This window comes from Robertmurraya sp. FSL W8-0741 (assembly GCF_038004005.1).
In the GTDB taxonomy this organism is placed as follows: Bacteria; Bacillota; Bacilli; order Bacillales; family Cytobacillaceae; genus Robertmurraya; species Robertmurraya siralis.
Genome location: NZ_JBBOQG010000001.1, coordinates 2,748,693 through 2,762,699, shown reverse-complemented (window position 1 = coordinate 2,762,699; position 14,007 = coordinate 2,748,693). Strand labels below are relative to the sequence as shown.

The window sequence follows — 14,007 nt, the reverse complement described above, 5'->3', positions numbered from 1 at the left end:
AACATGAATGAGATAAAATATCGCTTCCCAAAAGGGTTTTGGTGGGGAACTGCCGCATCTGGACCACAAACGGAAGGGGCCGCTGCGGTGGATGGCAAAGGAAAGAATATTTGGGATCATTGGTATGAAATTGAGCCAAATCGTTTTTTTGATGGGGTGGGGCCCGACAAAACATCGCAATTTTATTACAAGTACAAAGATGATATCCTCCTGATGAAAGAAAGCGGCCACAATTCTTTCCGAATGTCGATCCAGTGGTCACGCCTCATTCCTGAAGGGAGAGGTGAGGTCAATCAAAAAGCAGTTGAATTTTATAATAATGTCATAAATGAAATGATTGCTCACGGAATCGAACCATTCGTTAATCTCTTTCACTTCGATATGCCATTGAAGTTGCAAGAAATTGGGGGCTGGACAAATCGTGAGACTGTTGCCGCCTATGTAAAATATGCACAAACATGCTTTGAGCTTTTCGGTGATCGAGTGAAATATTGGTTCACCCATAATGAACCGATCGTACCAGTTGAAGGTGGGTATTTATATGATTTCCATTACCCTAATGAAGTTGATTTCGGCAAAGCGGTTCAAGTTGCTTTCCATTCAATTCTTGCAAGCGCTAAAGCGATTCAAGCTTATAGAAAATTGAAACAAGATGGAAAAATTGGAATCATTCTCAATTTAACTCCTTCATATCCAAGAAGCCAAAACTCTGCTGATTTGCAGGCAGCGAAACTTGCAGACGCCTTCTTTAATCGCTCATTTTTAGATCCATCTGTAAAAGGAGAATTTCCGCGAGAATTGATACAAATTCTCAAAGACGAAGGTTTTTTACCGAAAATAATGAGTGGTGATTTAGCAATTATTAAAGAAAACACTGTCGATCTGCTTGGTGTCAATTATTATCAGCCAAGAAGAGTAAAAGCGAAGGAAAATTTGCCGAATCCTAATGCTCCTTTTATGCCTGAGCGATTCTTTGATCATTATGAGATGCCCGGTCGTAAAATGAATCCGCATCGTGGCTGGGAAATCTATGAAAAAGGGATTTATGATATTTTAACAAATTTAAGAGAGAACTACGGCAATATCGAGTGCTTTATTTCAGAAAATGGAATGGGAGTAGAAGGTGAAGAAAAATTCCGTGATCAAAATGGAATGATTCAAGATGACTATCGCATTGAATTTATTCAAGAACATCTCAAATGGGTTCATAAAGCGTTGGAAGAGGGAGCGAACGTGAAAGGCTATCACCTTTGGACTTTTATGGATAATTGGTCTTGGTCTAACGCTTATAAAAATCGATACGGCCTAGTATCAGTGAATTTAAACAAAGATGGTGAAAGAACAATTAAAAAGAGCGGTCAGTGGTTTAAAAGCGTTTCAGAACATAATGGTTTTTAAAGATGGTCGTTATGACCATCTTTTTTCAACGAAGAAGAAGATCGGTAAAACAATCAGCCATTTTTGATAACTTGATGTATGATAGAGTAGAAAGCGCATTTTTAGGCGTAAGATGATATCTTTTTGAAATTAAACCTTATAGAAAAGCTGTGTGAGTTAAAGACAATTATCGGATCATTTTATTTTCTTAGCCAAAAAGAAGTGAGAAGCTATCCTAATAAATGAAATAGGGAATACTCAAAACGATCCAATCTCGCACAGCTGTTAAAAAAAGAAATTATGAATAAGGTGGAGACCGGTGATGCCAAAATACGAAACTATTTCATCCGTAATGAGAGAAAGAATAAAAAATCAGTTTTATCCCATCGATCAACCAATACCAGATGAAATTACCTTAGCAAAAGAGTTTCAGTGCAGCCGAATGACTATGAAACGGGCACTGGATATTTTAGTGAAAGAAGGTTTGCTGTACCGGAAAAGGGGGCACGGAACTTTTATTATTCAATCTGCTATATCTCAGAATGTTGTAAACGTTGGTACAAATGAGATTCTAGGCTTGTCACGACTTTTGAAGGGGAAGAAAGTGACGAGCAAAGTGATTAAATTTGATGTCCAATTTCCTACGCAAGAAGTCGCAGAGCATTTAGCTATAGACGTAAAAACCCCTGTTTACTTTTTAATCCGTCTGCGATTGGTTGATGATGAACCATATGTGATGGAGAGGACATATATGCCAACGATCTTGATTCCAGGAATCACAGATGAAATTTTACATGGCTCAATCTATTCATATATTCGTGAGACGTTAGGACTTACAATTGCAGGCTCACATCGGAAAATACGGGCATGTAAATCAGAAGAACTTGATCATCAATATTTGGCGTGCTTACCTGATGACCCCATTTTAGAAGTCGAACATGTCGGTTTTTTAAATAATGGAGTACCATTTGAATACTCTTTTTCACGGCACCGCTATGACAAATTTGAAGTGACGACTATCAACTAGCACCATGTATTGGAGGGATGAGCTATGCTAGGAGCCATTGAAGCAGGTGGCACAAAATTTGTATGCGCCGTTGGCGATGAAAAAGGAATGATTGTTGAACGCATACAAATTCCCACAATTGGACCAAATGAAACACTCCAGGAAGTGAGCACTTTCTTTCAAAAATTTAAAGTAGACGCAATTGGAATCGGCTCTTTTGGACCAATAGATGTAAATAAAAAAAGCCCTACCTATGGGTATATTACTTCTACACCCAAAACAGCTTGGCGAGATTTCCCGTTCACAAAAACGATAAAGGAAATATTTCCAGTTCCAATCGGTTTTAATACAGACGTCAACGCAGCCGCTTTAGGGGAAGCGAAACTTGGAGCTGCAATCGGACTAGATAGCTGTCTTTATATTACTGTTGGGACTGGAATCGGAGCAGGAGCACTAGTACAAGGACGATTATTACAGGGCTTGTCACATCCAGAAATGGGACATACCTATGTCCGGCGTCATCCAAAAGATTTATTTGCAGGAAGTTGCCCTTATCATAAAGACTGCTTAGAAGGCTTAGCTTCAGGTCCAAGTATTGAAAAACGTTGGGGACAGTCAGGAAGAACTCTATCGGAACGCTCGGAAGTATGGGAATTAGAAGGCTATTATATTGCTCAGGCACTTATGCAATATATTCTGATCCTATCACCGAAAAAAATAATTCTTGGCGGTGGAGTAATGAAGCAAAAACATGTGTTTCCTTATATTTATCAGCATTTAACAGAGCTTGTAAACGGTTATGTTGAACTACCTGAATTAACCAATTATATTGTTGCTCCTCAATTGGGGGATGATGCTGGTATAACAGGTGCCTTACTCCTGGCTTATGAGGCACTGCAACAAAACTAAACAAAGGGGAACAAAGTTGCAACTGAACCATTATTTTTAAAACTGATTTTTCTTGAAAGAATCTGGGGTGGTACATCATTATAGAAACGATATGGCTATGAAATTCCTTCAGAAAAAACGGGTGAATGCTGGGCGATTTCTGCCCATCCGAACGGTCCATCGATCATTGAAAATGGGCATTTTGCAGAGAGAACGTTAGCTGAGTGAATGATGAATGAAGGTTGGTCTGCATGCAGGGGATGAAAGAGCATCTTTCCTTTTTAATAAAGGAACTATTGTGACAAGTAGAGGAGTGAAGGACATGATCCATAAAGAACTTAAACCATTTCCCCATCATTTTCTCTGGGGTGCAGCTTCAGCAGCCTATCAAGTAGAAGGGGCTTGGGATGTTGATGGAAAGGGTGTTTCGAACTGGGATAAATTTGTTCGAATTCCTGGTAAAACATTTAAGGGGACGACAGGTGATATCGCTGTCGATCATTATCACCGCTATAAAGAGGATATCCAATTAATGGCCGAAATGGGGATGAAAGCATATCGTTTTTCTGTTGCTTGGACTCGAATCTTCCCAAGTGGCCGCGGTGAAATAAATGAAAAAGGGATCGAATTTTATGGGCATTTAATTAACGACTTAAGAGCAAAAGGGATTGAGCCGATTTTGACGCTCTATCATTGGGATCTTCCACAAGCTCTACAGGATGAATATGGAGGCTGGGAATCTAGAGAAATTATCTCGGATTTTACCCGATACAGTGTTGAATTATTTAAGCGTTTTGGTGATCGTGTAAAATATTGGGTCAGCCTTAATGAGCAAAATATTTTTACAATGCTAGGTTATCGTCTGGGCGCTCATCCTCCTGGTGTCATGGATGATAAATTATTCTATCAAGTCAACCATCATGCAAATCTAGCTAACGCAAGTGTCATTAAAGAATTTAGAAAATATGTGCCTGATGGAAAAATCGGCCCAAGTTTTGCCTATTCGCCTGCCTATGCGCGAACATCCAATCCAAAAGATATTATCGCTGCTGAAAATGCGGAAGAGCTAAATAGCCATTGGTGGATGGACATATATGCATGGGGGAGATATCCGAAAGCCGTCTGGAATTATTTAGAAAGCAACGGTCTTGCTCCTCAAATTGAAGAAGGAGATTTTGAACTATTGAGTCAAGGTACTCCTGATTTCATGGGGGTCAACTATTATCAAACAACAACCTATGAAGAAAACCCTTTAAACAACGGAGCAGGAATAGCCAAAATTAATACGACTGGGGAAAAAGGCACCTCGGAGGATACAGGGATTCCAGGGGTCTTTAAAACAGTAGAGAATCCTCATCTAGATAGAACTGACTGGGATTGGAATATCGATCCTCTTGGCCTTAGAATTGCTCTGCGCCGCATAACCAATCGCTACAACTTACCAATTTTAATTAGTGAAAATGGTTTAGGAGCTTTTGACAAGCTGGAAAAAGACGATGTTGTCAATGATAATTATCGTATTGACTATATTCGTACCCATATCGAAGCGATGCAAGAAGCCATTTCCGATGGAGTAGACGTACTTGGCTATTGTGTCTGGTCTTTTACCGATTTACTGAGTTGGCTGAACGGATTCCAAAAACGTTATGGATTTGTTTATGTCAATCAGCATGAGGAAGGAGAACATGATCTTCGCCGCGTGAAGAAGAAAAGCTTTGATTGGTATAAGAAAGTGATTGCTTCCAACGGCACGGTTTTATAAGATAGTGATCACTTAATATTTTTATTGTTAGGATAGATGCTGCTAATGAAAAAGATTATAGAAAAAATACGATTTGTATGGGCAATCCCGTCCTTTCCAATCTTATTTCTTATTAATACGATTTTTGGATTGTCGATGTCTTTCTTTGTCCCCTTTTCATCTCTCTTCGGCATTGATGAAGTAGGGATGACAAACGCAAGCTTCGGGATCTTTATGACTGTTATGGCGGTCGGTGGAGTAGTGATTAGCAGTTATATCGCCAAACGGTCCGACACAAAAACAAGCCGGAGAACATTATTACTGCTCACATCCTTAACAGGGATTCTAGGCTATACCTCGTTTGCCTTTTTGCGTGATTATGCAGCCTTGCTCATAACAGCTTTTGTATTACTTGGGACAACAGCCGCTGCAGTGCCGCAGCTATGGGCATATGCTAGAGATGCCTTAAAGGCTGCTCATATTGCCAGCGAAGAAACCCCTTTTGTCATGAATGTTTTTCGCATGTTTTTCGCACTGTCATGGACGATTGGACCCGCATTGGGTTCCTGGTTACTTATTATGATTGGGTTCAAAGGATTATTTTTATTTGTCGCAGCAGGCTATTTATTAGCTTTTTTAACGATTTTCTTTTTTTTGAAAAATATAGAGACACAAACTGAAGCACGAAAAGAATCCTTACCAGTAATGAACTATTTGTCAAGGCCACATATTCTTGCTAATCTAGCTGCCGCTCTGCTACTAGCAGCTGCGACATCAATCCATATGTTAAATGTTCCTCAGTTTGTAACGAAAGTCCTTGATGGAACAGAGGTTGATGTAGGAGTAATTTTCAGCGTTCCTCCCATATTTGAGGTACCTTTTATGATTGTACTTGGCATCCTAGCAACAAAAATGGATAACGGACTGCTTGTTAAAGTAGGATTTTTTATTGCTTTTACTTATTTCTTATTGTTTAGCCTTGTAACAGAAACCTGGCAAATCTATCCACTGCAAATACTAAGTGCGGCTCAAGTATCGATTACCGCAGGAATTGCGATCTCATATTTTCAAGATTTTATTCCAATGGCACAAGGTACAGCAACGACGCTGTACATGAATGCGACACAAATAGGGCAAACGGTCGGTTACTTATTATTTGGTTTCATTTCAACGTTTATTAATTACGGAAATCTTATTCTCATTTACTCAGCTTTTGCTGGGCTAGGTTTTCTATTTTTAGTATTTTTCGGGAAACAAAAATTCAATGTAGAAATGGTTAATACTAAAGAGCATGGACTATAACACTGTAAGAGTGGCGTAAAGCTCATTTCTCAAATAAAGGAAACGAGCTTTCAGATTGTCGACAAAAAGGTAGTGAGAAGCCCTTCTCGCTACCTTTTTTGTCATTTTTTGTTTAGGAATGGTGGGAAAAAGGCTGATCTCCGCTCCTAGTAGTGTGGGAAGCGGCTTGGCCCCGCCCGCGAAAAAGCGTCACCCGGTATGGAAATCTAACCACGTTGGGATTCTATCTATATTTTGAAATAAAATCCATTTAGACATGAGCGATTTCGTTCTATTACAGATTACGTTTTTCACTCGTAAAGCTTGAGAATTGTATTTTTAAATCTTCCGAAATACACTCACTAAATCTCGATAACCAGTGCGATCATCCTCAGTAGGCTCGTCAGTTTCTAGCGTCCACAAATCATCTAAAGGAGCTAAAAATTCATCTTTATTCTTTTGAAAAGATGTGTGGATATGATAGGTTTTTCCGTCTTTTGTAACAGTATAGCCCATATGGTAAATACCCTCCTGCCCAGCTTCCTCATAAATCCCAATTTCATCAATTTCATATTGTTCAAGATATGTTTGAAAAGGCTTTTGTAACTCATTTATGATTTGTGTTCTAGATAAGTACTCCAATACGGTCACTCCTTAAGAAAAATTCGATGTATTTAATATGGCTACTTAAGTTGTAAATTATCCAAATCCTTACCAATCGTTATGTTTGCTTCCACTGCTCTTCCAATACTAAAATAAAGGCTTCAACATTTTTGTTATTTTTCATAATTGGGGAATATACATAAGAAAAAGATCTTTTAAATGACTGCTGAGCGATTGGAAGAACAGCTAAATAGCGATGTGCTATTTCTCTTTTAATAGAATTTTGCGCTAACAAGGAAAGTCCCAGTCCATTTATTACTGATTCTTTAATTGCCTGAATGCTATTCATCGTTAAAAGCGATTTTATTTTTAGACCATTTTTAGCCAAGACCTCCATTAGAAAATCGCGATTACCGGAGCCTACTTCTCGTGATAACCAGGTTTCATTAATCAGTTCAGAAAAGTTGATTTTTTCTTTATGAACGAGTGGATGATCAGATGAAGAAACAACAAGAAACTCTTCCTCCATGAAGGGAATAATATGAAGCTCATTTTCCTTAGCCTCGCCTTCAATGAAGCCAATATCAATACGAAACTGGCGAACAGATTGCAATATTTCTTCTCTATTCCCAATCATGATTTCGATTTCAAGAGCAGGATATTTTCTCTGTAACTCAAAAAGGAGGGAGGGAAGAATGTACTCACCGATCGTATAGCTCGCACCAATCGTCAGCTTACCTGCTATTTTATGGTGGTACTCCAAAATCTCTTGTTTCGCTCGATCGTAAATTTCAATAATTTCTTTTGCACGGTTTAAGAGTAACTGTCCACTTGGTGTTATTTTTAAAAATTTTGGTGAGCGTTGAAATAGCTCCGTATTAAATTCTTTTTCCAAATTTTTAATATGGAGGCTGACGGTTGGCTGAGACATTAAAAGTTTATCCGCTGTTTTCGTAAAATTTTTCACTTCAGCTAATGTCACAAATGTTTTTAGTTCTTCTAACTGCATTCATCTCCCACCTTATGATTAGGAATCTCAATAATTCCGATTATTTAAAATTATTTTACATATTGACTTTTCTTCGTTAAAGTTTTTACATAGTTAAATGCCTTTCAGAAATTTCGAGGATGAGATTTTTTTTATTATAAAACCAACTTATTTGATAGGAAAAGTAAATATAATGATATATTACCAAATTTTTTGTGGGGTGGATAGTATTGCAAATTCAAGTAGGAAACAGTCCATTTAATCAGGAGCAGGCAGAACTTATAAATCAATTACTCGCAACTTTAACAGATTCACAAAAAATCTGGTTAAGTGGTTTTTTTTCTGGCTCCATATCTAGAGATAGTGGGACAACGGCGGTCAGTAATAAAAAGCAACCGACTGTGACGATAAAGGAAGAAATTACGATCCTATACGGTTCACAGACAGGAAATGCCCAGGGACTTTCAAAAAAAGCGCAAGAGGAGCTTGAAAAAAACGGCTTTAAAGTGACTGTCGCAGCCATGAACGATTTTAAGCCAAATCAACTAAAAAAGATAAACCAGCTACTCATTATAGTTAGTACCCATGGTGAAGGGGATCCCCCTGATAATGCCATTATCTTTCACGAATTTTTACATGGGAAACGAGCACCAAAACTTGAGAACTTGCACTATTCCGTTTTGGCACTTGGAGATAGCTCATATGAGTTTTTCTGCCAGGTAGGAAAAGAGTTTGATCGTAAACTAGAAGAACTTGGCGCTACAAGGATTTATCCTCGCTTTGATTGCGATCTCGATTATGATGAACCAGCCGAGCAATGGCTAGAAGGTGTAATCAAAAGTTTAAAAGATTCCAATCCAGCCGGCGAACCTCAAGCACTGAAGCTTTTATCAACTGCGCCAACCGTTTCTACATTTTCGAGAAGCAATCCTTTTAAAGCTGAAGTACTGGAAAATCTAAATTTAAACGGAAAAGGCTCTAATAAAGAAACACGCCATTTAGAATTATCACTAGAAGGCTCGGGGCTAACCTACAAACCAGGAGATAGTTTAGGGATTATTCCTGAAAATGATCCTGCGCTCGTTGATTCTTTGTTAAACGTTTTAAAATGGGGCGCAGATGAAACTGTCACAATTAATAAACAAGGCGAGATTTTATCATTAAAAGAAGCATTAACGAGCCACTATGAAATTACTGTCATTACAAAGCCGCTTTTGCAAAAGGTTCAAGAATTGCTTCAGCACCCCGATTTAGACGAACTTCTGGAAGCTAGAAACGAGACAGCGTTTAGAGACTACATTGAAGGGCGAGATCTTCTTGATCTTATAGAAGATTTTGGCACATGGGGCCATTCAGCACAAGAATTTGTATCGGTATTACGCAAAATACCGCCGCGTTTATATTCGATTGCAAGCAGTTATGAGGCAAACCCAGACGAGGTTCATTTAACGGTTGGTACAGTCCGATATACCGCCCATGGAAAAAATCGAAAAGGGGTTTGTTCTACTTTCTGTGCAGAAAGAATCTCTATTGGTGACAAGATCCCTGTTTATATCCAATCTAATGATAACTTTCGCCTTCCAGATGATCCAAGTACGCCGATTATTATGGTTGGACCAGGTACAGGAGTTGCTCCATTTCGCGCTTTTATGCAAGAACGTGAAGAACAAGGGGCATCAGGGAAATCATGGATGTTTTTTGGAGATCAGCATTTTATGACTGATTTTCTCTACCAAACAGAATGGAATCAATGGTTAAACAATGAAGTACTTACTAAAATGAGTGTCGCCTTTTCCCGCGATGGATCAGAGAAAATTTATGTACAGCATCGGATGAAAGAGCATAGTAAAGAACTATACTCCTGGCTTGAGGAAGGTGCTTTCCTTTACATTTGTGGAGATGAGAAGAATATGGCAAAGGATGTACACGAGGCCTTAATTGAAATTATCGAAAAGGAAGGGAATGTGAGTCGAACACTTGCAGAAGAATATTTGAGCAAACTTCAGCAGCAAAGGCGCTATCAAAGAGATGTATATTAAAGATTCAGGTGAGAGGAGAATGAATAATGGCAGACAAAATGATCAAAGCCCCTGATGGCCCTCCAAGTAAAAATGAAAAATTAAAAAGAGAGAGCAATTTTTTAAGAGGTATATTAAAAGAAGAGATGGCAGACCCGCTTCATGCAAGAATATCTGAAAATTCAAACCAGCTCTTAAAATTTCACGGAAGCTACCAGCAGGATGATCGCGATCTTCGCAATGAACGGCAAAGACAAAAGCTTGAGCCGGCCTATCAATTTATGATTCGCGTTCGGTTGCCTGGAGGAGTTGCTACAACTGAGCAGTGGCTTATTATGGACGAAATTGCTGAAAAATACGGAAATCAAACGCTTAAATTAACAACAAGACAAACATTTCAAATGCACGGTATTTTGAAGTGGAATATGAAAAATACGATGCAGGAAATTAATCGAGTCCTGCTCGATACAATTGCTGCCTGTGGCGATGTGAATCGTAACGTCATGAGCAATGCAAACCCTTTTCAATCGGAGCTCCACGCTGAAGTATATGAATGGTCGAAAAAGCTCAGTGATGATTTGCTGCCCAAAACAAGAGCTTATCATGAAATCTGGTTAGATGAAGAAAAAATTTTTAGTAGTCCAGAATTGGAAGAAGCCGAGCCAATGTATGGGCCAGTTTATTTACCAAGAAAATTTAAAATCGGCATTGCCATTCCTCCATCAAATGATGTCGATGTTTTTTCACAGGATTTAGGCTTTATTGCAATTGTTGAAGATGGCAAACTTGTAGGCTTTAATATCGTGATCGGTGGTGGAATGGGGATGACCCATGGTGATCCGGAAACCTATCCGCAAATAGCAAAAGTGATTGGTTTTTGCAAACCAGAACAAATGTATGAAGTAGCAGAAAAAATTATCACGATTCAAAGAGATTATGGAAATCGCTCCAATCGAAAAAATGCCCGCTTTAAATATACAGTTGATCGCCTTGGCCTTTCTGCTGTCAAAGAAGAGTTAAACAAAAGGCTGGGGTGGTCATTAGGGCAAGCAAAACCATTCCAATTTGATCATAACGGTGACCGTTTCGGTTGGGTGAAAGGAATAAAAGGAAAATGGAACTTCACCCTTTTCATAGAAGGGGGAAGGGTGAAAGATTTTGAAAATATTAAAATTAAAACTGGAATTCGTGAGATTGCCAAAATTCATAAGGGGGATTTCAGACTTACTCCAAATCAAAACTTAATTATTGCAAATGTGTCAAGCCGCAATAAAAAACAAATACATGAATTATTGGAAAATTACGGATTAACAGATGGACATCACTTCAGCGCCTTACGCAGAAACTCGATCGCTTGTGTCGCATTGCCAACATGCGGATTGTCCATGGCAGAGGCCGAACGTTATTTACCTACTCTTATTGACAAGATCGAAACGATTATTGATGAAAATGGTCTGCATGATGAAGAGATCACGATTCGAATGACTGGCTGCCCGAACGGCTGTGCCAGACACGCATTAGGAGAAATCGGATTTATCGGAAAATCACTTGGCAAATACAATATGTATTTAGGTGCGGCATTTGATGGTAGCCGCCTCAGTAAATTGTATCGTGAGAACATTGGCGAAGAGGAAATTTTATCAGAGCTAAAAATACTCCTGCCAAGATACGCAAAGGAGAGAAAAGAAGGGGAACATTTCGGAGATTTTGTGATACGCGCCGGGATTGTTGGAGAGACAACAGATGGAACCAATTTTCATGATGTAAAGTAAGAGAAATTTAGTTAGAATATTTCGTCTTTAAATGTTGACAAATCATATCGAAATGGTAGGATTAAAAGTACTTCTAAGGTGATTTTTACAAACTTCTTTCATGAAAGGAGGGCGAATCGCTCTGAAACAAGCAAATTGGCAAAATACAATCAAGCATTTAGAAGAAATGCTTACGACAATGAAATTTGGATCTATTACATTAGTCGTACAGGATGGAAAGATCGTGCAGATTGAAAAAAATGAAAAGATTCGTCTTCCTTAAACATTTGATATAAACACTTGCTGACTAGACAACTAGAGGCAGGCTATCCTTTTTTATAAAGGAAGTCTGCCTTTTTTAATGGATAGGCTCTGTTATATGTCGGTGTTGATTTTTGGCTCATTTTCTCACTGACCTTTCAGTTATGCAGAAAGGCATGTGAAACTTTGGTTTCACATGAAATGAGCCCAAAATCATTTAACAACCATTCTATTTAACAAAGCCAATGGATAAAGGAGGTTTAATCTATGAAAACCGCGATAACTTATGAAAACTGGCAACCAATTCCCCATCTGTTCAAAATGGATGAACCTTTTAAAGGAGCGTATTCTGTACTTGAGTGGGCTTACCAAGTATATCCTGAAGAGAAAATCGTTTACGCTTCTAGCTTTGGGGCTGAGGGAATTGTCTTAATTGACCTTATTCATCAAATAAAGCCTGATGCACATATCATTTTTTTAGATACAGCTTTACATTTTCCAGAAACATACGACGTGATCGAAAAAATAGAAAGACGCTTTCCTACACTACGAATTGAAAAAAAGAAACCTGCTCTTACTTTAGAACAACAAGCCGAAAAATATGGGACGGCATTGTGGAAACGAGAACCAAACCAATGCTGCCATGTCCGCAAAGTTATTCCGTTACGAGAGGCAATCGGAAAAAAAGTGGCATGGATATCTGGGTTAAGACGAGAACAATCACCATCAAGAGCTCATACTGAATTTCTTAATAAAGATGAAAAATTTAAAAATATAAAAATATGTCCGTTAATCCATTGGACGTGGGACGAAATTTGGGCATATATTAAAGCACATGAACTTCCATACAATGAATTGCACGATCATCATTATCCAAGTATTGGCTGTTTTCCATGTACACAACCGGTAGCAAATGAGGGTGATTCTAGAGCAGGCCGTTGGTCTGGTAGTAGCAAGACAGAGTGTGGACTTCACACAAGCTAGGGGAGGTTGGCACGATGGTGATTTTAGCCATTCTCATTGCATTATTTTTTGCCCTAAACATAGGAGCTTCAGGTGCCGCAGCATCGATGGGAATTGCTTATGGAACGGGCGTTGTTAAAAAGGGGATGGCATTGTTTCTATGTGCCATTGCTTTATTTCTAGGTGCCTATTTAGGCGGGGGAGAAGTCGTGAAAACATTGGGGAGCGGAATTGTTCCGGAACATACGTTTACAGTATCCGTTACAATTCTAGTTCTTCTTTCAGCCGCCTTGTCTTTATTTTTAGCGAATATTTTAGGAATCCCTCTTTCGACAAGTGAAGTTGTTGTAGGATCAATTGTCGGAGTCGGGATTGTCTATCAATCTTTATTTTTCGATAAATTGGCATGGATCTTACTATTCTGGGTGTTGACTCCTTTTATTGCCTTCATCATGGCTGTTGTTTCTTCCATGATTCTTAAAATAAAGAAAATTAAAAAATGGTTAGAGAAACCTTCGATCAGCCGCATTTTACCGTTCATTGTGATCGTGATGGGTATGTTTGAAGCTTTTTCGGCAGGAATGAACAATGTTGCAAATGCAGTCGGACCATTGGTGGGAGCAAAAATACTTTCTATTCAATCAGGAATCTTTTGGGGCGGGCTGTTTGTTGCATTGGGGGCGCTGATTCTCGGAAAACGGGTACTGGAAACGAACGGAAAAAAAATTACCAGCATACGTTTAGAAGATGGGTGCATTATTTCCGGAACTGGAGCAAGCATCGTTATGACAGCCTCCCTTTTTGGCATCCCTGTTCCGTTAACGCAAATTACGACGAGCTCGATTATCGGTATTGGCTTTGTAAAAGACGGTATCAATGTCCTAAAAAAGAAGATCGTCATTCAATTGTTAACCGTTTGGGTCGTTTCCCCCATTATTTCGCTGACACTTTCCTACAGCCTTATTCAAATAATCATTGAAAAGAATTTCTATCCAATATTCGTGTTGGCAATGGCGCTGATATTGATTGTAGGCATTGTTCTTGTTATGAAAAGAAAATTTGTTTCCTTGCCAACTCAAGCAAGAAAGGAAACATCTTTAACGGAAAAAAGTTAATTTTTTGGAAAGGGT

At 38.8% G+C, this 14,007-nt stretch carries 12 protein-coding genes and 1 pseudogene; 11 read left to right on the top strand and 2 right to left on the bottom strand.

Features of this window, described 5'->3' with window-relative positions; genetic code table 11:
• Positions 1 to 3: 3 nt before the first annotated feature.
• From NST02_RS13370 to NST02_RS13345, 6 genes and pseudogenes are all read left to right on the top strand, one after another.
• Positions 4 to 1,398, top strand: coding sequence for a glycoside hydrolase family 1 protein (locus NST02_RS13370; protein ID WP_170943644.1), 1,395 nt, complete (start codon positions 4 to 6; stop codon positions 1,396 to 1,398).
• Positions 1,399 to 1,699: 301 nt separating this feature from the next.
• Positions 1,700 to 2,404, top strand: a complete 705-nt coding sequence (locus NST02_RS13365) for a GntR family transcriptional regulator (RefSeq protein WP_095313290.1) — start codon at positions 1,700 to 1,702, stop codon at positions 2,402 to 2,404.
• 24 nt (positions 2,405 to 2,428) lie between these two features.
• Positions 2,429 to 3,292, top strand: coding sequence for an ROK family protein (locus NST02_RS13360; RefSeq protein WP_340949130.1), 864 nt, complete (start codon positions 2,429 to 2,431; stop codon positions 3,290 to 3,292).
• A gap of 42 nt (positions 3,293 to 3,334) precedes the next feature.
• Positions 3,335 to 3,496, top strand: a pseudogene (locus tag NST02_RS13355) (type I phosphomannose isomerase catalytic subunit); the annotation flags it as partial.
• A gap of 97 nt (positions 3,497 to 3,593) precedes the next feature.
• Positions 3,594 to 5,033: a glycoside hydrolase family 1 protein gene (locus NST02_RS13350; RefSeq protein WP_340950012.1), complete on the top strand. Its 1,440-nt coding sequence runs from the start codon at positions 3,594 to 3,596 to the stop codon at positions 5,031 to 5,033.
• A 45-nt stretch (positions 5,034 to 5,078) separates the two neighbouring features.
• The gene (locus tag NST02_RS13345) at positions 5,079 to 6,314 is read left to right on the top strand and encodes a sugar efflux transporter (protein WP_340949129.1); all 1,236 of its coding nucleotides are present in this window, start codon (positions 5,079 to 5,081) and stop codon (positions 6,312 to 6,314) included.
• A gap of 318 nt (positions 6,315 to 6,632) precedes the next feature.
• Here the strand turns inward: NST02_RS13345 and NST02_RS13340 are convergent, their stop codons facing one another.
• Together NST02_RS13340 and NST02_RS13335 are read right to left on the bottom strand one after the other, a co-directional pair.
• Positions 6,633 to 6,935 carry a DUF5634 family protein gene (locus NST02_RS13340; RefSeq protein ID WP_095313281.1) on the bottom strand — a complete coding sequence of 101 codons (303 nt, stop codon included), beginning with the start codon at positions 6,933 to 6,935 and terminating at the stop codon, positions 6,633 to 6,635.
• Positions 6,936 to 7,014: 79 nt separating this feature from the next.
• A complete protein-coding gene (locus NST02_RS13335) occupies positions 7,015 to 7,905 on the bottom strand; it encodes a LysR substrate-binding domain-containing protein (RefSeq protein WP_212933534.1) in 891 nt (296 codons plus the stop codon).
• Between the two features lie 209 nt (positions 7,906 to 8,114).
• Between NST02_RS13335 and NST02_RS13330 the strand changes: the two genes are divergently transcribed.
• From NST02_RS13330 to NST02_RS13310, 5 genes are all read left to right on the top strand, one after another.
• The gene (locus NST02_RS13330; protein ID WP_340949128.1) at positions 8,115 to 9,923 is read left to right on the top strand and encodes an assimilatory sulfite reductase (NADPH) flavoprotein subunit; all 1,809 of its coding nucleotides are present in this window, start codon (positions 8,115 to 8,117) and stop codon (positions 9,921 to 9,923) included.
• Between the two features lie 26 nt (positions 9,924 to 9,949).
• Positions 9,950 to 11,674 carry an assimilatory sulfite reductase (NADPH) hemoprotein subunit gene (gene cysI, locus NST02_RS13325; RefSeq protein ID WP_137743997.1) on the top strand — a complete coding sequence of 575 codons (1,725 nt, stop codon included), beginning with the start codon at positions 9,950 to 9,952 and terminating at the stop codon, positions 11,672 to 11,674.
• Positions 11,675 to 11,789: 115 nt separating this feature from the next.
• Positions 11,790 to 11,936 carry a YezD family protein gene (locus NST02_RS13320; RefSeq protein ID WP_373315059.1) on the top strand — a complete coding sequence of 49 codons (147 nt, stop codon included), beginning with the start codon at positions 11,790 to 11,792 and terminating at the stop codon, positions 11,934 to 11,936.
• Positions 11,937 to 12,181: 245 nt separating this feature from the next.
• Positions 12,182 to 12,898, top strand: coding sequence for a phosphoadenylyl-sulfate reductase (locus tag NST02_RS13315; RefSeq protein ID WP_212933535.1), 717 nt, complete (start codon positions 12,182 to 12,184; stop codon positions 12,896 to 12,898).
• A gap of 14 nt (positions 12,899 to 12,912) precedes the next feature.
• Positions 12,913 to 13,992, top strand: a complete 1,080-nt coding sequence (locus tag NST02_RS13310) for an inorganic phosphate transporter (RefSeq protein WP_340949127.1) — start codon at positions 12,913 to 12,915, stop codon at positions 13,990 to 13,992.
• The last annotated feature ends 15 nt before the right edge of the window (positions 13,993 to 14,007 follow it).